Below are 22,030 nucleotides of genomic sequence, written 5' to 3' on the forward strand. Positions count from 1 at the left end.
GCCGCCATGATAACCAGTCGGGGGCCGCTTGTCCGGCCCGGCCGTTGAATGGCCCTTGCCGAACGCAGAATTCTGAGTGGAGAAAACCATGAGTGCAGTCCAGAGTATCGGCCCGAACGATCTGCCAGCCTTGCAAGAGCAGGTCGAAGCGATCATTGCCGAGGCCCGCCGCCAGGGTGCCAGCGCCTGCGAAGTGGCGGTGTCGCTGGAGCAGGGCCTGTCCACCACGGTCCGCCAGCGCGAGGTCGAGACGGTTGAGTTCAACCGTGACCAGGGCTTTGGTATCACCCTGTACGTCGGGCAGCGCAAAGGCTCGGCCAGCACCTCGGCCAGTGGTTCGGACGCCATTCGCGAAACCGTCGCAGCTGCGCTGGCCATTGCCAAGCACACCTCCGAGGACGAATGCGCCGGGCTTGCCGACGCCGCCCTGATGGCCCGCGATGTTCCGGACCTCGACCTCTACCACGACTGGAACCTGGAGCCGGAGAAGGCCATTGAAATGGCCTTGGCGTGCGAAGCTGCGGCCTTCGACGCTGATCCTCGAATTCTCAACGCCGATGGCACCTCGCTCAACACCCACCAGGGGTGCAGGGTGTATGGCAACAGCAACGGCTTTGTCGGTGGCTACGCCTCCACCCGTCACAGCCTGAGCTGCGTGATGATCGCCGAGGGCGATGGGCAGATGCAGCGTGACTACTGGTACGACGTCAATCGCCAAGGTAACCTGCTGGCTGACCCGCGCAGCATCGGTATCCGCGCCGCCCAACGCGCCGCCAGTCGCCTGGGCGCACGGCCGGTGCCGACCTGTGAGGTGCCGGTACTGTTCTCGGCCGAATTGGCAGGCGGGCTGTTCGGCAGCTTCCTGTCGGCGGTTTCCGGTGGGAACCTGTACCGCAAGTCCTCCTTCCTTGAAGGCGCCCTCGGCCAACAGTTGTTCCCTGCCTGGCTGACCTTGGACGAGCGCCCTCACATCCCGCGCGCGTTGGGCAGCGCAGCGTTCGATGGTGATGGCCTGGCAACCTACGCCAAACCGTTCGTGGATAAGGGCCAGCTGGTGTCCTACCTGCTCGGTACCTACTCGGGGCGCAAACTGGGTCTGCCCAGTACCGCCAACTCAGGCGGCGTGCACAACCTGTTCGTCACCCATGGCAGTGAAGACCAGGCCGCGTTGATCCGACGCATGGGGCGCGGCCTGCTGGTCACCGAATTGATGGGCCATGGCCTGAACATGGTGACAGGGGACTATTCCCGTGGCGCGGCCGGTTTCTGGGTCGAGAATGGCGAGATCCAGTACGCCGTCCAGGAAGTCACCATCGCGGGCAACATGAAGGACATGTTCAAGCAGATCGTGGCGATTGGCAGCGACCTGGAGACCCGCAGCAACATTCATACAGGCTCGGTGTTGATCGAGCGGATGATGGTTGCCGGTAGTTGATCCTCTTCATGTGAAGCCGTTGGGGCCGCGCAGCGGCCCCTTTTTTTTTCGCGGCAGAAGATCAAGCGGCGGCCCCTTCACACCATCTATGGGTTGAATTGATTCTGTTTATCAATTAATAATGAATATCATTTCACAGCTGCACGATGATGATGTTCATGACGACCGCCCTTCGCGAACTGCCCTATCTCGAAAACTGGCGCTGGCTCAGTCGCCGGATCCGCTGTGCGCTCGAGCCCGATGAGCCGCGCCTGATCGAACATTACCTGGCGGAAGGGCGTTACCTGGTGTGTTGCACCCAGACGTCACCCTGGACGGTGGCATTGACCTCCTTCCGCCTGCTGCTCGATACCGCCTGCGACCGCATGCTGCCTTGGCACTGGCGCTGCCAGTGCCTGGATCAGGCCTGGCGGCCACTGTTGATCCTGCGCAACCTCGACCGACAGGAACAGAACCAGCGCTGGCAGCCCTATGCCCTGCAACTGGCCAATTGCCGTTTGCTGCCCTCGATTTCCCCCGATGAATTGATGCAAGGACCCGATGATGATCAATACCCGCATCGAGCGTGACAGCATGGGCGAGTTGCACGTGCCGGCAGACGCGCTGTACGGCGCGCAGACCCAGCGTGCGGTCGACAATTTCCCCATCAGTGGCCAGCGCATGCCTGCCCAGTTCATACGCGCGCTGCTGCTGGCCAAGGCAGCGGCGGCTAACGCCAACGTCGAACTGGAGCAGTTGTCTGAGCAGCAAGGCCAGGCGATCGTCACGGCCGTACAGCAACTGTTGGCAGAAGACTTCAGCGTGCATTTTCCGGTCGATGTGTTCCAGACCGGTTCCGGCACCAGTTCCAACATGAACGCCAACGAAGTGATTGCAACGCTGGCCAGCCGAGCCTCGAGCGAAGCGGTCAATCCCAATGACCACGTCAATTGCGGGCAGAGCAGCAATGACATCATTCCTACCACCATTCATGTGAGCGCAGCCCTTGCGCTCCACGAGCAACTGCTGCCAGCGCTGAGCCACCTTGTGCAGGTGATCGAAGCCAAGTCGATCCAGGTTCGTCCCTATATCAAGACAGGCCGTACGCACTTGATGGATGCCATGCCTGTACGCATGAGCCAAGTGCTCGATGGCTGGGCGGCGCAGGTCGCTGGTGCCAAGGCGCACATAGAGGCCACCTTGCCTAGCCTGCAGGCCCTGGCCCAGGGCGGCACGGCCGTGGGCACCGGGATCAACGCCCATCCTGATTTCGCAGCCGGCTTCGCCCGTCACCTCAGCGCGTTGACGGGCGTAGCGTTTCGCCCTGCTCAGAATCTGTTTGCCCTGATCGGCTCCCAGGACACTGCCGTTGCACTGTCTGGCCAGCTCAAGACCACGGCGGTGGCGTTGATGAAGATCGCCAACGACCTGCGCTGGATGAACTCGGGGCCCTTGGCGGGCTTGGGTGAAATCGAGCTGCAGGGCTTGCAACCTGGCTCGTCGATCATGCCTGGAAAGGTCAATCCGGTGATTCCTGAAGCCACCGCCATGGTCGCCGCTCAGGTCATCGGCAATGACGCAACGATCGCGGTAGCGGGGCAGTCCGGCAACTTCGAGCTCAATGTCATGTTGCCGGTCATCGCCCGTAACCTGCTCGAAAGCATCGAGCTGATGGCCAATGTCAGCCGGTTGCTGGCAGACAAAGCCATTGCCACATTCAAGGTCAATGAAAACAAACTCAACGAGGCGTTGGCGCGTAACCCGATCCTGGTCACGGCACTGAACCCGATCATTGGTTACCTCAAGGCAGCCGAGATCGCCAAGGCCGCTTATGCGCAAGGGCGGCCCATCATCGATGTGGCGCTGGAGCACACCGACCTTTCCCGTGATCGGTTGCAGGCCTTGCTGAATCCGGAAAAGCTGACCGCCGGTGGTATCTGAACAGCGCAATGGCCCTGGAGGCTCGTCATGCAGCACTGGAAACGCATCACGCAAGTCGCCAATCAGCTGTTCTCGCAAGGTGAGCTGGTGGATGCTCGCGAACACTACCTCCAGGCCCTGGCATTGGCCCAAGTGCTGTTCACGCGCTGGGAGGATGCCGATCAAGCCGTGGCCTCATTGGTGATCGCGCATCACAACCTGGCCGACCTGCACCTGCGTCTGCAGCAGCCCCATGAAAGCGCCGATTACCTGTGCGCCGTGCACCAACGGCTGTTGCAGGCCAGTCAGGACGTGTGCCTGCCACGGGCGCTGCGTGATGCCGCACTGCGCCACAGCGCCCGTACCTACACCGAGTTGTTGAGTTTCATCGCCGAACACGGCCAGTACCCGCGCACCGAGCACCTGCTCAACCGACACAGCGCCTGTTCACTTCAACCTGCCCACGGAGTCCATTGACATGCCTCATGCATTGCCTGCACTGCCCTACGCCTACGATGCGCTGGAACCGCACATCGACACGCAGACCATGGAGATCCATCACACCAAGCATCACCAGACGTACGTCAATGGCCTCAACGCAGCGGTCGAGAACAGTGAATGGGCCGACTGGCCGGTGGAAAAGCTGGTGGCGCAGGTCGAGCAGTTACCTGAAAACCTGCGAGGCGCCGTGACCAACCATGGCGGCGGACATGCCAACCACAGCCTGTTCTGGGCGGTGATGTCCCCCCGTGGTGGAGGCGAGCCCCAGGGCGAAGTTGCCCGTGCCATCGACACACAATTGGGTGGCTTCGAGGCATTCAAGGAAGCCTTCACCAAGGCCGCGCTCACCCGCTTCGGCAGTGGTTGGGCCTGGCTGAGCGTTACCCCGCAGCGGACCCTCGTGGTCGAGAGCAGTGGCAACCAGGACAGCCCGTTGATGCATGGCCACACACCGATCCTCGGCCTGGACGTCTGGGAGCACGCGTACTACCTGAAGTATCAGAACCGTCGGCCTGAATACATCGGGGCCTTCTACAACGTCATCGACTGGGCGCAAGTGAATCGCCGCTACCTCGATGCCATGAAATGAGCCAGGCAGGTATGCGCGCCGAAGTCATGTCCGTCAGCAGCGTGCGCCTGTTCAGGCTGGCGCTTGGAACCCTGTTGCTGCTGGCGGGTACCGCGCTGCTGGTGGCGCGCGCATTTGCCTGGCTCGACCTGGACCCACGTATGTTGCGCGCGCTTGAGGGCGGCGCGCTGTGCGCGTTGGGGACGGCCCTGGGTGCGGTGCCGGTACTGGTTATCCGCACCATGCCCGTGGCATTGGCCGATACACTGTTGGGCTTTGGTGCTGGCGTCATGTTGGCGGCCACGGCCTTCTCGCTGATAGTGCCTGGGTTGGAGGCCGCTCAGGCCATTGGTTTTGGTGCATGGGGAGCCGGCGGCCTCATCAGCGCGGGCCTGCTGACAGGCGCGTTGTGCCTTTACCTGGTGGACCTGAAACTCTCGCCAGGCTCGTCCTCAGGGCTGACCCCTGACGAGCCGGTCATCGCTTCGCGCGTGTGGCTGTTCGTGTTCGCCATCATCGCCCACAACATTCCAGAGGGCATGGCCATAGGCGTGTCTGCAGGCGGGGGCATGGCAGATGCCGACAGCCTGGCAATGGGCATCGCCTTGCAGGATGTACCGGAGGGGCTGGTCATTGCGCTGGTGCTCGCCGGGGCTGGCATGTCGCGCTTCAAGGCCTTTCTCATCGGCGCCGCCTCCGGTCTGGTGGAGCCCGTGGCAGCCGTTATCTGCGCCTGGCTGGTGAATGTGGCGCAACTGCTGTTGCCCCTGGGCCTCGCCTGCGCTGCAGGGGCGATGCTGCTGGTCGTGACCCAGGAAATCATCCCCGAATCACGCAGCCACGGTAATCACCGCCTGGCCAGCCTGGGGCTGTGCATCGGTTTCTGCCTGATGATGGTGATGGATACCGCGATGTCCTGAAGCGCCCGCCAGACTGCGGGCGCGAGGAGGAGGGCGTCACGCTTGGCGGCGGCCGATGTAAACGCTTGCTGGCCGTGCCGAGGTGTTACTCCCCCTCGTCGAAATAGTTGTTGATCAACTCGACCAGTGCCTCCATGGCTTCGCTGTCCTGTTCGCCTTCGGTGAGCAGGTGGACCTGAGTGCCTTTACCCGCCGCCAGCATCATGACCCCCATGATGCTCTTGCCATCGACCAGCTTGTCCGGTGCACGACCTACCTTGACCTGACAGGGAAAGCGACCGGCAACCCCGACGAATTTGGCTGCCGCCCGGGCATGCAGACCCAGTTTGTTGATGATGGTGATTTCGCGGGCGGGCATGAGCTGGCGGATCCTTGGGCTAGAGGTCGCGGTGGCGAACCTGGACGTTTTTCAAAGATTGCTGGAGCAACTGGCCCAGCCGTTCGGTGAGGTACACCGAGCGATGATGGCCGCCAGTGCATCCGATGGCGATGGTGACATAGGCACGGTTGCTGGCGGCGAACCGTGGCAGCCACTTGAGCAGGTAGCTGGAAATATCGGTGAACATCTCTTCGACGTCCGGCTGAGCCGCGAGGTAGTCGATGACGGGTTGTTCAAGGCCGGAATGCTCGCGCAGTTCTGGCTTCCAGTATGGGTTGGGCAGGCAGCGCACGTCGAACACCAGATCGGCATCGACCGGCATGCCCCGCTTGAAGCCGAATGACTCCACCAGAAAAGCCGTACCCGGTTCTGGCTTGTCCAACAAGCGCAGCTTGATCGAGTCACGCAGCTGATAGAGATTCAGGCGGGTGGTGTCGATCTTGAGATCGGCCAGGTCAGCTATCGGCCCCAGCAAATCCCGTTCGACGCGAATCGCCTCGGCCAGTGAGCGATCGGCATTGGTCAACGGGTGGCGTCGGCGGGTTTCGGAAAAACGCTTGAGCAGCGTGTCTTCGTCGGCATCGAGGTACAGCACGTCGCACTGGATGTGACGAGCACGCGCTTGTTCGAGCAGTTCGGGAAAGCGCGACAAGTGGCTTGGCAGGTTGCGTGCGTCAATCGATACGGCAACCTTGGGCTGCGGCAATTCGGTGTTGAGCAGCGCGCTTTCCGCCAACTGCGGCAGCAGCCCGGCGGGCAAATTGTCGATGCAGTAGAAACCGTTGTCTTCGAGGACATCGAGGGCCGTGCTCTTACCGGAGCCGGACCGGCCACTTACGATGATCAAGCGCATGTTCAATGCTCGTTCTGTACGTCCAGGACGACCTGGAACAAGGCCTCGCTGCTCTGGGCTGCACGCAGGCGATCACGAACGTCCTTGCGATCGAGCATGCTGGCTATCTGGCGCAGCAGTTCCAGATGAGCATCGGTGGCCGCAACCGGAACCAGCAGAACGAAAAGCAGGTCCACGGGCGCGCCATCGATCGCGTCATAATCGATGGGGGCGTCAAGGTGCAGAAGGGCGCTGACCGGTGAGGAGCACCCTTCGAGGCGGCAATGGGGGATGGCGATGCCATTGCCGAAACCAGTGGAGCCCAGCTTTTCGCGGGCCACCAGTTTTTCGAAGACGTCTTGCATCTCAAGTTCAGGTACTTGATCGGCAATCAGGGTGGCGACCTTTTCCAGGGCGCGCTTCTTGCTGCCGCCCGGCACGTTCACGAGGGAACGGCCGGGGGTCAGGATGGTTTCAAGTCGGATCATGGATGAGGGGGATCAGCGGGCTGCTGCACCTTGCAGCAGGCTTTGCTGTTTTTCCTTGTGTTTTTTCAGTTGGCGGTCGAGCTTGTCGGCCAAGGCGTCGATGGCTGCATACATGTCTTCGTGTTCGGCGTTGGCTACCACTTCACCGCCAGGAATCTGCAAGGTCGCTTCGACCTTCTGCTGCAGCTTCTCGACTTTCATGATGACCTGCACGTTAGTGATCTTGTCGAAGTGACTCTCCACGCGGGCGAGCTTTTCGAGCACGTAATCACGCAAGGGTTGGGTGACTTCTACATGCTGTCCACTGATATTGACTTGCATACAGCTTCTCCTTTTGTTGCCCGTGCATCAAAGAGGCAGGTGTTGCACCTGCCACACAAACGCGGTGGCACATCTCAGGGGCTACATCAATCGCTTGCGCTCGCTCGAGGGTGCGATACCCAGGGACTCGCGGTACTTGGCGACAGTGCGACGGGCGACCTGGATGCCTTGTGCCTCCAGTAAACCAGCGATCTTGCTGTCACTCAATGGCTTTTTCTGATTTTCCGCCGCAACCAGTTTCTTGATGATCGCGCGGATCGCCGTGGACGAGCATTCCCCGCCTTCGGAGGTGCTGACGTGGCTCGAGAAAAAGTATTTCAGCTCGTAGATGCCGCGGGGGGTGTGCATGTACTTCTGGGTGGTGACCCGGGAAATGGTCGACTCGTGCATGCCCACAGCTTCTGCGATGTCGTGCAGCACCAGCGGCTTCATCGCCTCGTCGCCGTGGTCCAGGAAACCGCGCTGATGCTCGACGATCTGCGTAGCCACCTTCATCAAGGTTTCGTTGCGGCTTTGCAGGCTCTTGATGAACCAGCGGGCTTCCTGCAACTGGTTGCGCATGAAGGTGTTGTCGGCACTGGTGTCGGCGCGGCGTACGAACCCGGCGTATTGCGCGTTAACGCGCAGGCGTGGCACCGCCTCCTGGTTCAGTTCCACCAGCCACCGCTCGCTGTCCTTGCGCACGATCACATCCGGCACCACGTACTCGGGCTCACTGGACTCGATCTGCGACCCTGGGCGAGGGTTGAGGCTCTGCACCAGTTCGATGACCTGGCGCAGCTCATCTTCCTTGAGTTTCATGCGGCGCATGAGCTGGCTGTAGTCGCGGCTTCCCAGCAGGTCGATGAAGTCGCTGACCAGGCGCATGGCCTCGGTCATCCACGGGGTGCTGGCCGGCAGCTGGCGCAGTTGCAGCAACAGGCATTCGCCCAGCGTGCGGGCGCCGACACCAGCAGGTTCGAATTGCTGGATACGATGCAGCACTGCCTCGACTTCATCCAGCTCGATGTCGAGCTCAGGGTCGAACCCTGCACAAATCTCTTCCAGACTGTCTTCCAGATAGCCCTGATTGTTGATGCTGTCGATCAAGGTGACTGCAATGAGCCGGTCGGTGTCGGACATCGGCGCCAGGTTCAACTGCCACAGCAGATGGCTTTGCAGGCTCTCGCCAACCGAAGTGCGGGTGGTGAAATCCCACTCGTCGTCGTCATTGCTTGGCAGGCTGCTGGCACTGGTCTGGTAGATGTCTTCCCAGGCGGTGTCGACAGGAAGCTCGTTGGGGATGCGTTCGTTCCACTCGCCGTCTTCGAGGTTTTCGGCGCTGGCAGTGGTTTCCTGGAAGCTGTTGTCCTGGACGTCGCTGGTCGGTTTGTTCTCGGCGTTGTCCGCCATGGGGTCGGTGTTGTCGAAGTCGTCGCCGTCTTCCTGGCGCTCGAGCATCGGATTGGACTCCAGGGCTTCCTGGATTTCCTGCTGAAGGTCCAGGGTGGAAAGCTGGAGCAGGCGGATGGCCTGTTGCAACTGCGGTGTCATCGTCAGTTGCTGGCCCATTTTTAGGACGAGCGATGGTTTCATGGCAGATGCTTTGTACCTTGTTCGCCGGCGCACATGCGCCTTCCACTACACGAGGGCGCCGGGGCGCCATTTCAAGCAAGATTTATGCCTTAAATTGTAGCGTTTGCCTAGAGCACTGTAACAACTTGGCCCGACTTGGGGGCGTCTTTGTTGGTGCCCAAGGCGCGCGTCGTGATCAAAGCCTGAACTCGTGCCCCAGGTAAACTTCTTTCACCAGGTCATTGGCCAGGATGGTCTGGGCATCGCCCTCGGCGATCAGGCGGCCGTCGTTGACGATGTAGGCCGTTTCACAGATATCCAGCGTTTCACGCACGTTGTGGTCCGTGATCAGCACACCGATGCCCTTGGCTTTGAGGTGATGAATGATCTGCTTGATATCACCGACCGAAATGGGGTCCACGCCTGCGAAGGGCTCGTCGAGCAAGATGAATTTTGGAGAGGTTGCCAATGCCCGGGCAATCTCGACACGCCGCCGCTCGCCGCCGGACAGGCTCATGCCCAGGTTGTCGCGAATGTGGCTGATGTGGAATTCCTGAAGCAGGCTTTCGAGCTCCTGGCGCTGGCCCTCGCGATCAAGATCCTTGCGGGTTTCCAGGATCGCCTTGATGTTGTCGGCCACCGACAGCTTGCGGAAGATCGACGCTTCCTGCGGTAGATAGCCGACACCGGCCCGGGCGCGACCGTGCATGGGCTGGTGGCTGACATCGAGGCTGTCGATCAGCACGCGCCCCTGATCGGCCTGAACCAGGCCAACGATCATGTAGAAGCACGTAGTCTTGCCGGCGCCATTGGGGCCGAGCAGGCCGACGATCTGACCGCTGTCGATCGACAGGCTGACGTCTCGCACGACCTGGCGGCCCTTGTAGCTCTTGGCCAGGTGCTGGGCTTTGAGGGTTGCCATTTACTCGGCCTTCTTCTTGGGCTGGATCACCATGTCGATACGCTGACGTGGCGTGGTTACGTTGCCACCCCGACCGGCAGTGGCCACTTGTGTCTGGGTGTTGTAGACGATTTTCTCGCCTTCGGTGGTGTTGCCTTCGTTTTCCACCTTGGCTCGGTCGGTGAGCACCACCAGGTCTTTCTGGGCCTGGTACTGGATGGTAACGCCCCAGCCTTTCATCTTGTCCGCCTTGGACGCGCTTTGTTGCTGCTCGAAATAGGCCAGGTTGCCCACCGAGGTCACCACGTCGATGTCGCCACCGTTCGTGCGAGTGATGGTTACGGTGTTGCCTTTGATCATCATAGAGCCCTGGGTGATGATCACGTCACCGGTATAGGTGGCCACGCCTTTCTTGTCGTCCAGGTGCGCATTGTCGGCCTGGATGCGAATCGGCTGGTCACGGTCGTTCGGCAGGGCGAGGGCGCTCGCGCTTCCCAGTGCTGCGCTCAGGCTGAGCAAAAGGGGGAGGGTTTTAACGAGCCTCATACTGTCCTCTTACGTTAGAGAGCAGGTCCATCCTGCCTTCTTTCAGGTACGCTTTCATTCCTTTGCCCGTGGTCGTTCCACCGGCGCCGTCGATTCTAACGGCTTGCTCGGTCTGCGCATATTGCTTCTGCGGGAACACGGTCATGCGCGAGCTGGTGATGATGGTCTCACGCTTCTGTTCGTCAGTGCGGGCAACCCGCACATTGTCGATCAACTCGACCTCGCTGCCGTCGGGGTTGACCTCGGCGCGGGTGCTTTGTACATGCCACGGAAACGCCGTGCCGCGGTACAGGTGCAAGTCCGGCGTGGTCAACATCGTGACCTCGCTGGCCTTGAGATGTTCGACTTTGTCGGCGGTCATTTCGTACTGGAGCCTGCCGTCGGGCAGGAACTGGACGCTGTGGGCGTTGATGGCGTAGTAGTCGATGGCGCTCTCGTCGACCTGGGCGACTGGCTTCTCCAGGAAGCTCTCCGGGCTGACGTTCCAGTAGCCGACGGCCACCAGCAGGGCCGCAATGGCCCCGAGCAGCACGATGTTTCTGGCTTTCTTGCTGAACATGGGCAACCTTACAGGTAGTTGGCGTTGGCAGCATCCAGGGTGCCCTGGGCCTGCATGATGAGTTCGCAGAATTCACGTGCGGCGCCTTCGCCGCCGCGGGCCTGGGTCACGCCGTGAGCGTGCTCGCGCACGAACGGCGCCGCGTTGGCGACGGCCATGCCCAGAGCTACGCGCCGAATGACCGGCAAGTCCGGCAGGTCATCGCCAAGGTAAGCCACCTGATCATAGCTCAGGCCCAGCTCGGCGAGCAGGCCGTCGAGCACCACGAGTTTGTCTTCGCGCCCCTGATACAGATGCGCGATGCCGAGGTTCTTCGCCCTGCGCTCGACGACCGGTGTCTTGCGCCCACTGATGATCGCGGTCGTAACGCCAGACGCCATCAGCATCTTGATGCCGTGCCCGTCGAGGGTATTGAAGGTCTTGAACTCGCTGCCGTCTTCAAGAAAATAGAGACGCCCGTCGGTGAGTACACCATCGACGTCGAAGACCGCCAGCTTGATGGCCTTGGCGCGTTGCATCAGATCCTGATTCATCGTGGAGCTCCTCACAGTACGCCAGCGCGCAGCAGATCGTGCATGTTCAGGGCGCCGGTGGGGCGGTCGTGGGCGTCCACCACCACCAGTGCGCCAATCTTGTTGTCTTCCATGATTTTCAACGCTTCGGCGGCCAGCATTTCGGCCCGGGCGGTCTTGCCGTGTACCGTCATCACCTCCTCGATCAAGGCGGTGCGCACATCGATGTTGCGGTCCAGGCTGCGGCGCAGGTCGCCGTCGGTGAAGACGCCGGCCAGCGTGCCATCGTCTTCGATGATCACGGTCATGCCCAGGCCTTTGCGGGACATTTCAAGCAGGGCGTCCTTGAGCAGTGTGCCGCGCGTCACCTTGGGCAGGTCGTCGCCGGCATGCATCACGTTCTCGACCTTGAGCAGCAACCTGCGCCCCAGCGCACCGCCGGGGTGGGAGAAGGCAAAATCCTCGGCGGTGAACCCGCGTGCTTCGAGCAGGGCGATGGCAAGGGCATCCCCCAGCACCAGCGAGGCGGTGGTGGAGGATGTGGGCGCCAGGTTCAACGGGCAGGCTTCCTGGGCGACGCTGGCGTCGAGGTTGACGTCGGCGGCCTGGGCCAGGGACGAGGCCGGGTTGCCGGTCAGGCTCACCAGCTTGATGCCCAGGCGCTTGATCAGTGGCAAGAGGGTGATGATTTCGGCAGTACTGCCAGAGTTCGACAGCGCGAGAATCACGTCGTCGCGGGTGATCATGCCCATGTCGCCATGGCTGGCTTCGGCCGGGTGCACGAAGAAGGCCGGTGTGCCGGTACTGGCCAGGGTGGCGGCGATCTTGTTGCCGATATGCCCGGACTTGCCCATGCCGACCACCACGACGCGGCCTTTGCTGGCCAGGATCAGCTCGCAGGCTTTGACGAAGTCGTCGCCGATACGCTCGATCAGGGCCGTGACGGCCTCGAGTTCCAGGCGCAGGGTGCGTTGGGCGGATTGGATCAGCTCGCTGGATTGGCTCATGTCGAAAAAGCAGTGTCTGATAAAAAGGCGGCGATTATAGCGGTAATGATTGAAACCCTCACGCTTTCGATTGTCGTAGGCAATATCCCCAAACGCTGTCGACTAGCTGAACAGCGGGCGGTACGGCCTTGGGGCGGCGTTCAGAGCGGTGTTATAGTTCGCGGCTATTCGGCCTGGCCCGGGGCGTGTGCCTTCCCGATGAAGGCTGACGTCCACTAGGACAGGGCTGCACTAGCAAGGAGTCTAGATGAGTGTGGATAGCGCCTGCGCGGTCGAGTTGAAGGGGGTTACCTTCAAACGCGGTTCACGCAGCATTTTCAACAATGTCGACATCCGTATCCCACGCGGCAAGGTCACCGGCATCATGGGGCCATCGGGTTGCGGCAAGACCACGTTGCTTCGTCTGATGGGTGCGCAACTGCGCCCTGCAAGTGGGGAAGTGTGGGTGGCCGGGCAGAACCTGCCGGCGCTTTCGCGCAGTGACCTGTTCGATGCACGCAAGCAGATGGGCGTGCTGTTCCAGAGTGGTGCCCTTTTCACCGACCTCGATGTCTTCGAAAACGTGGCGTTCCCCCTGCGCGTGCACACACAACTGCCGGACGAGATGATTCGCGACATCGTGCTGATGAAGCTGCAGGCAGTGGGCTTGCGCGGCGCCATCGACCTGATGCCGGACGAATTGTCCGGCGGCATGAAGCGGCGCGTGGCTCTGGCCCGGGCCATCGCCCTGGACCCGCAGATCCTCATGTACGACGAGCCCTTCGTAGGCCAGGACCCGATCGCCATGGGGGTGCTGGTGCGCTTGATTCGCCTGCTCAACGATGCCCTGGGCATTACCAGCATCGTGGTGTCCCATGACCTGGCAGAAACTGCCAGCATCGCCGACTACATCTATGTGGTGGGCGATGGCCAGGTGCTGGGGCAAGGTACGCCGGACGAATTGATGGGTTCCGATAACCCGCGCATTCGCCAGTTCATGAAAGGCGATCCCGATGGCCCCGTGCCGTTCCATTTCCCCGCGCCCGATTACCGCGCCGACCTGTTGGGGGCGCGCTGATGCGTCAGAAATCCATTCTTGAGCGTGTGCGCCTGCTGGGGCGCTCGTCCATTGACGTGCTGGCGGTGCTAGGGCGGTCCTGCCTGTTCCTGTTCCATGCCCTGGTTGGGCGCGGCGGCATCGGCGGCGGCTTCCAACTGCTCACTCGCCAGCTGTATTCGGTGGGTGTGCTGTCCCTGGCCATCGTGGTGGTCTCGGGCATGTTCATCGGCATGGTGCTGGCCCTGCAGGGCTACAGCATCCTCACCAAGTACGGCTCCGAGCAGGCGGTGGGGCAGATGGTTGCCCTGACCCTGCTGCGCGAACTGGGCCCGGTGGTGACCGCCTTGCTGTTCGCGGGCCGAGCCGGGTCCGCCCTGACGGCCGAGATCGGCAACATGAAGTCCACCGAGCAGCTTTCCAGCCTCGAGATGATCGGCGTAGACCCCCTCAAATACATCGTTGCGCCGCGTCTTTGGGCAGGGTTCATCTCATTGCCGTTGCTGGCGCTGATCTTCAGCGTGGTGGGGATCTGGGGTGGCTCGTGGGTGGCGGTCGACTGGCTGGGCGTCTATGAAGGGTCTTTCTGGGCCAACATGCAGAACAGTGTCTCCTTTACCGACGATGTGCTCAACGGGTTGATCAAGAGCCTGGTGTTCGCCTTCGTCACCACCTGGATTGCCGTGTTCCAAGGGTATGACTGCGAGCCCACTTCCGAAGGGATCAGCCGTGCCACTACCAAGACCGTGGTCTATGCCTCGCTGGCTGTACTGGGTCTGGACTTTATTCTGACCGCTTTGATGTTTGGAGATTTCTGATGCAAAACCGCACCCTGGAAATCGGTGTCGGCCTGTTCCTCCTGGCCGGCATTCTGGCGTTGCTGATGCTGGCCCTGCGCGTCAGTGGCCTGTCGGCCAGCCCCGCCACCGATACGTACAAAGTTTATGCCTACTTCGACAATATCGCCGGTTTGACTGTCAGAGCGAAGGTGACCATGGCCGGCGTCACCATTGGCAAGGTCACCGCCATCGACCTGGACCGTGATTCGTACACCGGTCGGGTGACGCTGCAACTGGACAAGTCGGTGGATAACCTGCCGACCGACTCCACGGCGTCGATCCTGACTGCCGGGCTGCTTGGCGAGAAATACATTGGCATCAGCGTGGGCGGTGAGGAAGACGTGCTCAAGGAGGGTGCGACCATTCACGATACCCAATCGTCGCTGGTACTCGAAGACCTGATTGGCAAGTTCCTGCTCAACTCCGTTGGCAAGGAACCCAGAGACGCGCAACCGGACAACTGAGGAGTTTCCATGATATCGATTCTGCGACGTGGCCTGCTGGTTCTGCTGGCGGCTTTCCCCTTGCTGGCCGTGGCGGCACAATCGCCCCACGATGTGATCCAGAGCACCACCAACGAATTGCTGAGTGACCTGAAGGCCAACAAGCAGCAGTACAAGGCCAACCCCAATGCGTTCTACGAGTCGCTCAATCGGATTCTCGGCCCGGTGGTCGATGCCGACGGTATCTCCAGGAGCATCATGACCGTCAAGTATTCGCGCAAGGCCACGCCCGAGCAGATGCAGCGCTTCCAGGAAAACTTCAAGCGCAGCCTGCTGCAGTTTTACGGCAATGCCCTGCTTGAGTACAACAACGAAGGAATCGTGGTCGACCCGGCCAAGGCCGATGATGGCAAGCGTGCCAGTGTTGGCATGAAGGTCACCGGTAACAACGGTGCGGTGTACCCGGTGCAGTACACGTTGGAGAACATCGCTGGCGAGTGGAAGGTGCGCAATGTGATTGTCAACGGCATCAACATCGGCAAGCTGTTCCGTGATCAGTTCGCCGATGCCATGCAGCGCAATGGCAACAACCTGGACAAGACCATCGACGGCTGGGCCGGCGAAGTGGCCAAGGCCAAGCAGAGCGCCGACAGCTCCCCGGAGAAGGCTGTCAAATGAGCCCGGCCGCCACCGCAAGCATGAACGAGCCTGGCGTACTGCGCCTGGCCGGCGTGCTGGACTACCGCAGTGGCCCTGCGCTGCGCAAGCAGGGCCAGGCGCTGATCAAGGCCAGCGGTGATGCGCAGCTGATCATCGACTGCACGGCCGTCGAGCATTCCACAAGCGTGGGCCTGTCGCTGTTGCTGGCTTTCATGCGCGATGCTCAGGCCGCTGGCAAGCGCTGCCAGGTGCAGGGCCTGCCTGATGACATGCGTGACATCGCCCAGGTTTATGACCTCGACGAGGTGCTGGCGAGCTGAAGCGCTGGCGGTAGAATCGCCCCTCGGTCAGTGAACTCCCTCGTTGGGCTTCGCAGGCGAGGGGCTTTTTTGTATGATGGCCGACCCGTGCGCATCGGGCGCCGATTGAGGTTGAGCATGCAGGCCCTAGAAGTTAAAAGCTTCCTTGAAGAAAAATTGCCGGGTTCCCGGGTCGAAGTTGAAGGCGAAGGCTGCAACTTCCAGTTGAACGTGATCAGCGACGAGCTGGCTGGCCTTAGCCCGGTCAAGCGTCAGCAGGCGATCTACGCCCACCTCAATCCATGGATCGCCAATGGCAGCATCCATGCGGTAACCATGAAATTTTTCAGCAGCGCAGCTTGGGCTGAGCGCACCTGAGCCACAAGGCGGCGAGATTCCAAATGGACAAACTGATTATCACTGGTGGCGCGCGTCTTGACGGCGAGATCCGCATTTCGGGTGCGAAAAACGCCGCCCTGCCAATCCTGGCCGCCACCTTGCTGGCCGATGGCCCGGTCACCGTAGGCAACCTGCCGCACCTGCACGACATCACCACCATGATCGAGCTGTTCGGGCGCATGGGCATCGAGCCTGTGATCGACGAAAAGCTGGCGGTGGAAATCGACCCGCGCAGCATCAAGACCCTGGTAGCGCCGTATGAGCTGGTCAAGACCATGCGTGCCTCCATCCTGGTGCTCGGCCCCATGGTTGCCCGTTTCGGTGAAGCCGAAGTGGCGTTGCCTGGCGGTTGCGCCATTGGCTCACGCCCGGTCGACCTGCACATCCGCGGCCTGGAAGCCATGGGCGCAACGATCGAAGTCGAGGCCGGCTACATCAAGGCCAAGGCGCCCGAAGGCGGGCTGCGCGGCGCGCACTTCTTCTTCGATACCGTCAGCGTGACCGGTACCGAGAACATCATGATGGCCGCAGCCCTGGCCAAGGGTCGCAGCGTGTTGCAGAACGCCGCGCGCGAGCCTGAAGTGGTCGACCTGGCCAACTTCATCAATGCCATGGGCGGTAACGTGCAAGGCGCAGGCACCGACACCATCACCATCGATGGCGTGGAGCGTTTGGGTTCGGCCAACTACCGGGTCATGCCCGACCGTATCGAGACCGGTACCTACCTGGTCGCCGCTGCCGTGACCGGTGGCCGCGTCAAGGTCAAGGACACCGATCCCACCATCCTTGAAGCGGTGCTGGAAAAACTCAAGGAAGCCGGTGCCGACATCAGCACCGGTACCGACTGGATCGAGCTGGACATGCACGGCAAGCGGCCCAAGGCCGTCAACCTGCGCACCGCGCCCTATCCTGCCTTCCCGACCGACATGCAGGCGCAGTTCATCTCGCTCAACGCCATCGCTGAAGGCACTGGCGCCGTCATCGAGACGATCTTCGAAAACCGCTTCATGCACGTGTATGAAATGCACCGCATGGGCGCGCAGATCCAGGTCGAGGGCAACACGGCCATCGTCACTGGGGTCAATGCGCTCAAGGGCGCCCCGGTCATGGCCACCGACTTGCGCGCCTCGGCCAGTCTGGTACTGTCGGCCCTGGTAGCCGAAGGGGACACCCTGATCGACCGCATCTACCACATCGACCGTGGTTACGAATGCATCGAGGAAAAACTGCAGATGCTGGGCGCGAAGATCCGTCGCGTGCCGGGCTAGGAGCCCGTTGGCGCAGTGCAGGAAAGCGTGCAGCCTCGCTTGCCCTGCCTGAGCCTCATGAATTGAATGCCGCCAGGTCGTTGACCTGGCCAGCAGTAGCCGCTTAAGGACTGACGTTCCAATGCTGACCATCGCGCTTTCCAAAGGCCGTATTCTCGACGATACCCTGCCGTTGCTGGCCGAAGCCGGTATCGTACCCACCGAGAACCCGGACAAGAGCCGCAAGCTGATCATTCCCACCACGCAGGACGACGTGCGCTTGCTGATCGTGCGTGCCACCGACGTGCCGACCTATGTCGAGCATGGCGCCGCCGACCTGGGCGTGGCTGGCAAGGACGTGTTGATGGAGTACGGCGGCCAAGGTCTCTACGAACCGCTGGACCTGCAGATTGCCCGCTGCAAGCTGATGACCGCCGGGGTGGTTGGTGCGCCAGAGCCCAAGGGGCGTCTGCGGGTGGCCACCAAGTTCGTCAACGTGGCCAAACGTTACTATGCCGAGCAAGGCCGTCAGGTCGACATCATCAAGCTGTACGGCTCCATGGAGCTGGCGCCGCTGATCAACCTGGCCGACAAGATCATCGACGTGGTCGATACCGGTAACACCTTGCGTGCCAACGGCCTGGAACCCCAGGAGATGATCGCCGACATCAGCTCCCGCCTGGTGGTCAACAAGGCCTCCATGAAAATGCAGCACGCCCGCATCCAGAGCCTGATCGACACCCTGCGTAAAGCGGTCGAATCGCGACACCGCGGCTGACTTCTGCGCGCGACCTTCGCTGTCGCGCCCGTCTATCCGCGTCATAGCCACTTTTCTCAGGTGCCCGCGCGGATGGACTGGTAGCCTAGGGCGCCTGAGCATTCGTCATCAACCGAGGCCCTCGCCATGACCGTGTCCACTGCAATTGCCCGTCTCAACGCTGCTGACCCGGACTTCGCCCGACATCTGGATCATCTGCTGAGCTGGGAGAGTGTGTCCGATGAGGCGGTCAACCAGCGCGTGCTCGACATCATCAAGGCTGTGCGCGAGCGCGGCGACGACGCCCTGGTGGAGTTCACCCAGCGCTTCGATGGCCTGCAAGCCGACTCGATCCAGGACTTGATCCTCGATCGTCAGCGGCTCGAGCTCGCACTGACCCGCATCACTGACACCCAGCGTGCGGCCCTTGAAAAAGCCGCCGAGCGCGTGCGTCTTTACCACGAGCGGCAAAAACAGGACTCCTGGCAGTACACCGAAGCCGATGGCACCGTGCTGGGTCAGAAGGTCACCCCGCTGGATCGCGCCGGGTTGTACGTGCCTGGCGGCAAGGCGTCCTACCCCTCATCCGTGCTGATGAACGCCATTCCCGCGAAGGTGGCGGGTGTGGGCGAGGTGGTCATGGTGGTGCCTACACCGCGTGGCGAGGTCAACGAACTGGTGCTGGCCGCGGCCTGTATCGCCGGTGTCGATCGCGTGTTCACCGTCGGTGGCGCCCAGGCCGTGGCTGCTCTGGCCTATGGCACTGCCAGCGTGCCCAAGGTCGACAAGATCGTCGGCCCGGGCAACATCTATGTCGCCACGGCCAAGCGCCATGTGTTCGGGCAGGTCGGGATCGACATGATCGCCGGCCCCTCCGAGATCCTCGTGGTGTGTGACGGCCAGACCGATCCAGACTGGATCGCCATGGACCTGTTCTCCCAGGCCGAGCACGACGAGGACGCCCAGGCCATCCTGGTGAGCCCGGACGCTGCATTCCTCGACCGTGTCGCGGAAAGCATCGACAAGTTGCTGCCGACCATGGAGCGGGCCGACATCATCGAAAAGTCGGTCAATGGGCGGGGGGCATTGATCCAGGTGCGCGACATGCAGCAGGCCATCGAGGTGGCCAACCGTATCGCGCCCGAGCACCTCGAGTTGTCAGTGGCAGATCCACAGGCGTGGTTGCCGCACATCCGTCACGCTGGCGCCATTTTCATGGGGCGTCACACCAGCGAGGCACTGGGTGACTACTGCGCGGGTCCGAACCATGTACTGCCCACCTCTGGCACTGCACGCTTCTCGTCCCCGCTCGGGGTCTATGACTTCCAGAAGCGTTCATCGATCATCTTCTGTTCGGAGCAGGGCGCTTCCGAACTGGGGCGCACGGCCTCCGTGCTGGCCCGCGGCGAGTCGCTGACCGCCCACGCGCGCAGTGCCGAATACCGCATTCTGACTACCGAGAAGGGGAACTGAGCATGAGTCGATTCTGGAGCCCTTTCGTCAAGGCGCTAGTGCCCTATGTTCCTGGTGAACAGCCCAAGCTTGCCCGCCTGGTCAAGCTGAACACCAATGAGAACCCCTATGGCCCGTCGCCCAAGGCGCTCGAAGCCATGCGCGGTGAAATCAACGAGAGCCTGCGCCTGTACCCTGATCCCAATGGCGATCACCTGAAGCAAGCGGTCGCGGACTACTACGGCGTCACCGCTGCCCAGGTATTCGTCGGCAACGGCTCGGACGAGGTGCTGGCGCACATCTTCCATGGCCTGTTCCAGCACGATGCGCCTCTGCTGTTTCCAGACATCAGCTACAGCTTCTATCCGGTGTATTGCGGGCTGTACGGCATTGCCTATGAGCAGGTGCCCCTGGACGAGCAGTTCCAGATTCGTGTCGAGGACTACCGCAAGCCCAACGCCGGTATCATTTTCCCCAACCCCAATGCGCCGACTGGCTGCCTGATGCCGTTGCAGGCCATCGAGCAACTCTTGCAGCAGAACCCGGATTCGGTGGTGGTCGTCGATGAGGCCTACATCGATTTCGGCGGTCAGACGGCGATCAGCCTGGTAGACCGTTACGACAACCTGCTGGTAACCCAGACCCTGTCGAAATCGCGCTCCCTGGCCGGCCTGCGGGTGGGCTTGGCCGTAGGTCATCCGGACCTGATCGAGGCACTGGAGCGGATCAAGAACAGCTTCAACTCCTACCCACTGGACCGCGCCGCCATCGTCGGTGCAGCAGCGGCATTCGCCGATCGAGCGTATTTCCAGCAGACCTGCCAGAAAGTGATCGACAGCCGCGAAGCGTTGGTGGCCGAGTTGCAAGCGCGTGGCTTCGAGGTGCTGCCATCGGCAGCCAACTTCGTCTTTGCCCGCCATCCTCGACACGATGCCGCCGCCCTCGCGGCGCAGTTGCGCGAGCAAGGGGTCATCGTGCGTCACTTCAAGCAGGCGCGTATCGATCAGTTCCTGCGCATCACCATTGGCACCCCTGAAATGAATCAGGCGTTGCTCGACGCCCTGGCATGACGTCGCTGCGTTCGCCATGTCCCGCAAGGCTCATGGCGTGCGTCTTTGTTTCGAGGTTATCCAACCACGGGTGCGGCCCAGGCGACGCACCTGATCTTGCTCGCCCTCTGACACGAGTTACCAATGCCTGAATCCAGAATGCCCAAAACCCCAGCAGTGGATCATGACAGCGATCCGTTGCTCATCGACGCCGAGGCGGACGACGAGCAGGTGCAGAGCCAGCCGCCGGTCAGGCACAAACCCTGGCTGCTGTTGCTCGGTCTGGTACTGGTGGCCCTGAACCTGCGCCCTGCGTTGTCGAGCATGGCGCCGGTGCTGGGGCAGGTCTCGGACGGGCTGGGCCTCAGCGCAGCGCAGGCAGGCTTGCTGACGACCTTGCCGGTCCTGTGCCTGGGTCTGTTCGCGCCACTCGCGCCCATGCTGGCGCGACGAATCGGCAGCGAGCGGGTAGTCCTTGGCATTCTGGCTACCCTGGCACTGGGCATTGTCCTGCGCAGCACCCTGGACACGACGGGTCTGTTTCTGGGCAGCCTGCTGGCCGGTGCCAGTATCGGCATCATCGGTGTACTGCTACCGGGTATCGTCAAGCGCGACTTTCCACAGCATGCCGGCACGCTGACCGGCGTCTATACCATGGCGCTGTGCCTGGGGGCGGCGATGGCAGCAGGCGCAACCGTGCCGCTGGCGCATGCCTTTGGCGACAGCTGGGCGCCTGCACTCGGGTTCTGGATGCTACCGGCCATCCTGGCCATGCTGGTCTGGCTCCCACAGGCGCGCAACGGTCATGGCGTGCACAAGGTCGCCTATCGCGTGCGTGGCCTTTGGCGTGATCCGCTGGCATGGCAGGTCACACTGTACATGGGCCTGCAGTCCTCGCTCGCCTACATTGTCTTCGGCTGGCTGCCCTCTATCCTGATTGGCCGCGGCCTTAGCCCAACCCAGGCGGGCCTGGTGCTGTCGGGGTCGGTGATCATGCAACTGTTCAGCTCGCTTGCGGCACCCTGGTTGGCCACCCGTGGACGTGATCAGCGCCTAGCGATCGTGGTGGTCATGCTGGTGACCCTTTGCGGACTGTTCGGCTGCCTTTACGCACCCTTGTCGGGGCTGTGGGGCTGGGCAGTGCTGCTGGGCCTGGGCCAGGGTGGCACGTTTGCCCTGGCACTGACCTTGATCGTGCTGCGCTCAAGGGATGCGCATGTGGCGGCAAACCTCTCCAGCATGGCTCAGGGCGTTGGCTATACGCTGGCGTCGATGGGTCCGTTCGCCGTGGGCCTGGTGCATGACCTGACCGGAGGCTGGAGTGCTTTGGGTTGGGTGTTTGCGGTGCTCGGTGCAGGGGCCATCGTGTTTGGCCTGGGGGCAGGGCGCGCGTTGCATGTGCAGGTCACCAGCGAGAAGGTCTGATG

At 61.9% G+C, this 22,030-nt stretch carries 27 protein-coding genes; 17 read left to right on the forward strand and 10 right to left on the reverse strand.

The genetic code is table 11. From position 1 onward, the window contains the following. The first annotated feature begins 88 nt into the window (after window positions 1-88). From pmbA to B2S33_RS12030, 6 genes are all read left to right on the forward strand, one after another. Complete coding sequence (gene pmbA / locus B2S33_RS12005) at window positions 89-1,435, forward strand: metalloprotease PmbA (RefSeq protein ID WP_027913735.1); 1,347 nt, start codon at window positions 89-91, stop codon at window positions 1,433-1,435. 149 nt (window positions 1,436-1,584) lie between these two features. Further along, entirely contained in the window at window positions 1,585-2,004 is a 420-nt protein-coding gene (locus B2S33_RS12010) for a hypothetical protein (RefSeq protein ID WP_027913736.1), read from the forward strand. Beyond that, entirely contained in the window at window positions 1,979-3,355 is a 1,377-nt protein-coding gene (locus B2S33_RS12015; protein WP_288650360.1) for a class II fumarate hydratase, read from the forward strand. The genes B2S33_RS12010 and B2S33_RS12015 overlap by 26 nt, the downstream gene beginning before the upstream one ends. A 27-nt stretch (window positions 3,356-3,382) precedes the next feature. Then, window positions 3,383-3,811: a hypothetical protein gene (locus tag B2S33_RS12020; RefSeq protein ID WP_028687053.1), complete on the forward strand. Its 429-nt coding sequence runs from the start codon at window positions 3,383-3,385 to the stop codon at window positions 3,809-3,811. Window position 3,812: 1 nt separating this feature from the next. After that, window positions 3,813-4,424 carry a superoxide dismutase gene (locus tag B2S33_RS12025; protein WP_028687054.1) on the forward strand — a complete coding sequence of 204 codons (612 nt, stop codon included), beginning with the start codon at window positions 3,813-3,815 and terminating at the stop codon, window positions 4,422-4,424. An 11-nt stretch (window positions 4,425-4,435) separates the two neighbouring features. Continuing rightward, window positions 4,436-5,323, forward strand: coding sequence for a ZIP family metal transporter (locus B2S33_RS12030; RefSeq protein WP_288650382.1), 888 nt, complete (start codon window positions 4,436-4,438; stop codon window positions 5,321-5,323). A gap of 85 nt (window positions 5,324-5,408) precedes the next feature. On the opposite strand, the gene B2S33_RS12035 is transcribed toward B2S33_RS12030, so the two are convergent. The 10 genes from B2S33_RS12035 to B2S33_RS12080 form a co-directional block, all read right to left on the reverse strand. Continuing rightward, the gene (locus tag B2S33_RS12035) at window positions 5,409-5,681 is read right to left on the reverse strand and encodes an HPr family phosphocarrier protein (RefSeq protein ID WP_027913741.1); all 273 of its coding nucleotides are present in this window, start codon (window positions 5,679-5,681) and stop codon (window positions 5,409-5,411) included. 19 nt (window positions 5,682-5,700) lie between these two features. Then, complete coding sequence (gene rapZ / locus B2S33_RS12040; protein WP_023533444.1) at window positions 5,701-6,555, reverse strand: RNase adapter RapZ; 855 nt, start codon at window positions 6,553-6,555, stop codon at window positions 5,701-5,703. A gap of 2 nt (window positions 6,556-6,557) precedes the next feature. Continuing rightward, a complete protein-coding gene (gene ptsN / locus B2S33_RS12045; RefSeq protein ID WP_027913742.1) occupies window positions 6,558-7,022 on the reverse strand; it encodes a PTS IIA-like nitrogen regulatory protein PtsN in 465 nt (154 codons plus the stop codon). A 12-nt stretch (window positions 7,023-7,034) separates the two neighbouring features. Then, a complete protein-coding gene (gene hpf, locus B2S33_RS12050; RefSeq protein ID WP_003255135.1) occupies window positions 7,035-7,343 on the reverse strand; it encodes a ribosome hibernation-promoting factor, HPF/YfiA family in 309 nt (102 codons plus the stop codon). Between the two features lie 81 nt (window positions 7,344-7,424). Next, window positions 7,425-8,918 carry an RNA polymerase factor sigma-54 gene (locus B2S33_RS12055; protein WP_288650361.1) on the reverse strand — a complete coding sequence of 498 codons (1,494 nt, stop codon included), beginning with the start codon at window positions 8,916-8,918 and terminating at the stop codon, window positions 7,425-7,427. Between the two features lie 175 nt (window positions 8,919-9,093). Next, the gene (lptB, locus tag B2S33_RS12060; RefSeq protein ID WP_288650362.1) at window positions 9,094-9,819 is read right to left on the reverse strand and encodes an LPS export ABC transporter ATP-binding protein; all 726 of its coding nucleotides are present in this window, start codon (window positions 9,817-9,819) and stop codon (window positions 9,094-9,096) included. After that, a complete protein-coding gene (lptA, locus tag B2S33_RS12065; protein WP_023533341.1) occupies window positions 9,820-10,344 on the reverse strand; it encodes a lipopolysaccharide transport periplasmic protein LptA in 525 nt (174 codons plus the stop codon). After that, the gene (gene lptC, locus B2S33_RS12070; protein WP_028687057.1) at window positions 10,331-10,903 is read right to left on the reverse strand and encodes an LPS export ABC transporter periplasmic protein LptC; all 573 of its coding nucleotides are present in this window, start codon (window positions 10,901-10,903) and stop codon (window positions 10,331-10,333) included. The genes lptA and lptC overlap by 14 nt, the downstream gene beginning before the upstream one ends. An 8-nt stretch (window positions 10,904-10,911) precedes the next feature. Continuing rightward, complete coding sequence (locus tag B2S33_RS12075) at window positions 10,912-11,436, reverse strand: KdsC family phosphatase (protein ID WP_027913745.1); 525 nt, start codon at window positions 11,434-11,436, stop codon at window positions 10,912-10,914. Between the two features lie 11 nt (window positions 11,437-11,447). Further along, window positions 11,448-12,422, reverse strand: a complete 975-nt coding sequence (locus B2S33_RS12080; protein ID WP_027913746.1) for a KpsF/GutQ family sugar-phosphate isomerase — start codon at window positions 12,420-12,422, stop codon at window positions 11,448-11,450. Between the two features lie 247 nt (window positions 12,423-12,669). Between B2S33_RS12080 and B2S33_RS12085 the strand changes: the two genes are divergently transcribed. From B2S33_RS12085 to B2S33_RS12135, 11 genes are all read left to right on the forward strand, one after another. After that, complete coding sequence (locus B2S33_RS12085) at window positions 12,670-13,479, forward strand: ATP-binding cassette domain-containing protein (RefSeq protein ID WP_023533446.1); 810 nt, start codon at window positions 12,670-12,672, stop codon at window positions 13,477-13,479. Continuing rightward, window positions 13,479-14,276: a lipid asymmetry maintenance ABC transporter permease subunit MlaE gene (gene mlaE, locus B2S33_RS12090; protein ID WP_023533432.1), complete on the forward strand. Its 798-nt coding sequence runs from the start codon at window positions 13,479-13,481 to the stop codon at window positions 14,274-14,276. Before B2S33_RS12085 ends, mlaE begins: the two co-directional genes overlap by 1 nt. After that, on the forward strand, window positions 14,276-14,761 hold the full coding sequence (gene mlaD, locus B2S33_RS12095) for an outer membrane lipid asymmetry maintenance protein MlaD (protein WP_023533426.1): 486 nt from the start codon (window positions 14,276-14,278) through the stop codon (window positions 14,759-14,761). The genes mlaE and mlaD overlap by 1 nt, the downstream gene beginning before the upstream one ends. A 9-nt stretch (window positions 14,762-14,770) precedes the next feature. After that, window positions 14,771-15,418, forward strand: coding sequence for an MlaC/ttg2D family ABC transporter substrate-binding protein (locus B2S33_RS12100; RefSeq protein WP_027913749.1), 648 nt, complete (start codon window positions 14,771-14,773; stop codon window positions 15,416-15,418). Further along, window positions 15,415-15,720: an STAS domain-containing protein gene (locus B2S33_RS12105; RefSeq protein ID WP_027913750.1), complete on the forward strand. Its 306-nt coding sequence runs from the start codon at window positions 15,415-15,417 to the stop codon at window positions 15,718-15,720. Before B2S33_RS12100 ends, B2S33_RS12105 begins: the two co-directional genes overlap by 4 nt. A gap of 117 nt (window positions 15,721-15,837) precedes the next feature. Further along, window positions 15,838-16,077 (forward strand): BolA family protein, encoded by a 240-nt coding sequence (locus B2S33_RS12110; RefSeq protein ID WP_019471361.1) that lies wholly within the window; start codon window positions 15,838-15,840, stop codon window positions 16,075-16,077. A gap of 23 nt (window positions 16,078-16,100) precedes the next feature. Continuing rightward, a complete protein-coding gene (gene murA / locus B2S33_RS12115; protein ID WP_027913751.1) occupies window positions 16,101-17,366 on the forward strand; it encodes a UDP-N-acetylglucosamine 1-carboxyvinyltransferase in 1,266 nt (421 codons plus the stop codon). A gap of 121 nt (window positions 17,367-17,487) precedes the next feature. Next, window positions 17,488-18,123, forward strand: coding sequence for an ATP phosphoribosyltransferase (gene hisG, locus B2S33_RS12120; protein ID WP_023533364.1), 636 nt, complete (start codon window positions 17,488-17,490; stop codon window positions 18,121-18,123). Window positions 18,124-18,249: 126 nt separating this feature from the next. Next, on the forward strand, window positions 18,250-19,575 hold the full coding sequence (gene hisD / locus B2S33_RS12125; protein WP_110606866.1) for a histidinol dehydrogenase: 1,326 nt from the start codon (window positions 18,250-18,252) through the stop codon (window positions 19,573-19,575). A gap of 2 nt (window positions 19,576-19,577) precedes the next feature. Beyond that, window positions 19,578-20,624: a histidinol-phosphate transaminase gene (gene hisC, locus B2S33_RS12130; RefSeq protein ID WP_128610213.1), complete on the forward strand. Its 1,047-nt coding sequence runs from the start codon at window positions 19,578-19,580 to the stop codon at window positions 20,622-20,624. A 123-nt stretch (window positions 20,625-20,747) separates the two neighbouring features. After that, window positions 20,748-22,028 carry a CynX/NimT family MFS transporter gene (locus B2S33_RS12135; protein ID WP_280077973.1) on the forward strand — a complete coding sequence of 427 codons (1,281 nt, stop codon included), beginning with the start codon at window positions 20,748-20,750 and terminating at the stop codon, window positions 22,026-22,028. Window positions 22,029-22,030: the final 2 nt, after the last annotated feature.

Origin of the sequence: Pseudomonas sp. UBA5568 (assembly GCF_002425525.1) — a bacterium.
GTDB classification, from domain to species: Bacteria; Pseudomonadota; Gammaproteobacteria; order Pseudomonadales; family Pseudomonadaceae; genus Aquipseudomonas; species Aquipseudomonas fulva.

Bases quoted from the DNA above. Each gene is read 5' to 3' on its own strand.
- murA (WP_027913751.1), top strand. From the start codon at position 16,101: ATGGACAAACTGATTATCACTGGTGGCGCGCGTCTTGACGGCGAGATC.
- B2S33_RS12075 (WP_027913745.1), bottom strand. From the start codon at position 11,436: ATGAATCAGGATCTGATGCAACGCGCCAAGGCCATCAAGCTGGCGGTC.
- lptA (WP_023533341.1), bottom strand. From the start codon at position 10,344: ATGAGGCTCGTTAAAACCCTCCCCCTTTTGCTCAGCCTGAGCGCAGCA.
- B2S33_RS12055 (WP_288650361.1), bottom strand. From the start codon at position 8,918: ATGAAACCATCGCTCGTCCTAAAAATGGGCCAGCAACTGACGATGACA.
- B2S33_RS12015 (WP_288650360.1), top strand. From the start codon at position 1,979: ATGATCAATACCCGCATCGAGCGTGACAGCATGGGCGAGTTGCACGTG.
- B2S33_RS12030 (WP_288650382.1), top strand. From the start codon at position 4,436: ATGCGCGCCGAAGTCATGTCCGTCAGCAGCGTGCGCCTGTTCAGGCTG.
- B2S33_RS12035 (WP_027913741.1), bottom strand. From the start codon at position 5,681: ATGCCCGCCCGCGAAATCACCATCATCAACAAACTGGGTCTGCATGCC.
- rapZ (WP_023533444.1), bottom strand. From the start codon at position 6,555: ATGCGCTTGATCATCGTAAGTGGCCGGTCCGGCTCCGGTAAGAGCACG.
- mlaE (WP_023533432.1), top strand. From the start codon at position 13,479: ATGCGTCAGAAATCCATTCTTGAGCGTGTGCGCCTGCTGGGGCGCTCG.
- lptC (WP_028687057.1), bottom strand. From the start codon at position 10,903: ATGTTCAGCAAGAAAGCCAGAAACATCGTGCTGCTCGGGGCCATTGCG.
- hisD (WP_110606866.1), top strand. From the start codon at position 18,250: ATGACCGTGTCCACTGCAATTGCCCGTCTCAACGCTGCTGACCCGGAC.
- B2S33_RS12020 (WP_028687053.1), top strand. From the start codon at position 3,383: ATGCAGCACTGGAAACGCATCACGCAAGTCGCCAATCAGCTGTTCTCG.
- B2S33_RS12085 (WP_023533446.1), top strand. From the start codon at position 12,670: ATGAGTGTGGATAGCGCCTGCGCGGTCGAGTTGAAGGGGGTTACCTTC.
- hpf (WP_003255135.1), bottom strand. From the start codon at position 7,343: ATGCAAGTCAATATCAGTGGACAGCATGTAGAAGTCACCCAACCCTTG.
- B2S33_RS12135 (WP_280077973.1), top strand. From the start codon at position 20,748: ATGCCTGAATCCAGAATGCCCAAAACCCCAGCAGTGGATCATGACAGC.
- mlaD (WP_023533426.1), top strand. From the start codon at position 14,276: ATGCAAAACCGCACCCTGGAAATCGGTGTCGGCCTGTTCCTCCTGGCC.
- hisC (WP_128610213.1), top strand. From the start codon at position 19,578: ATGAGTCGATTCTGGAGCCCTTTCGTCAAGGCGCTAGTGCCCTATGTT.
- B2S33_RS12010 (WP_027913736.1), top strand. From the start codon at position 1,585: ATGATGTTCATGACGACCGCCCTTCGCGAACTGCCCTATCTCGAAAAC.
- ptsN (WP_027913742.1), bottom strand. From the start codon at position 7,022: ATGATCCGACTTGAAACCATCCTGACCCCCGGCCGTTCCCTCGTGAAC.
- B2S33_RS12025 (WP_028687054.1), top strand. From the start codon at position 3,813: ATGCCTCATGCATTGCCTGCACTGCCCTACGCCTACGATGCGCTGGAA.
- pmbA (WP_027913735.1), top strand. From the start codon at position 89: ATGAGTGCAGTCCAGAGTATCGGCCCGAACGATCTGCCAGCCTTGCAA.
- B2S33_RS12105 (WP_027913750.1), top strand. From the start codon at position 15,415: ATGAGCCCGGCCGCCACCGCAAGCATGAACGAGCCTGGCGTACTGCGC.
- B2S33_RS12100 (WP_027913749.1), top strand. From the start codon at position 14,771: ATGATATCGATTCTGCGACGTGGCCTGCTGGTTCTGCTGGCGGCTTTC.
- lptB (WP_288650362.1), bottom strand. From the start codon at position 9,819: ATGGCAACCCTCAAAGCCCAGCACCTGGCCAAGAGCTACAAGGGCCGC.
- hisG (WP_023533364.1), top strand. From the start codon at position 17,488: ATGCTGACCATCGCGCTTTCCAAAGGCCGTATTCTCGACGATACCCTG.
- B2S33_RS12080 (WP_027913746.1), bottom strand. From the start codon at position 12,422: ATGAGCCAATCCAGCGAGCTGATCCAATCCGCCCAACGCACCCTGCGC.
- B2S33_RS12110 (WP_019471361.1), top strand. From the start codon at position 15,838: ATGCAGGCCCTAGAAGTTAAAAGCTTCCTTGAAGAAAAATTGCCGGGT.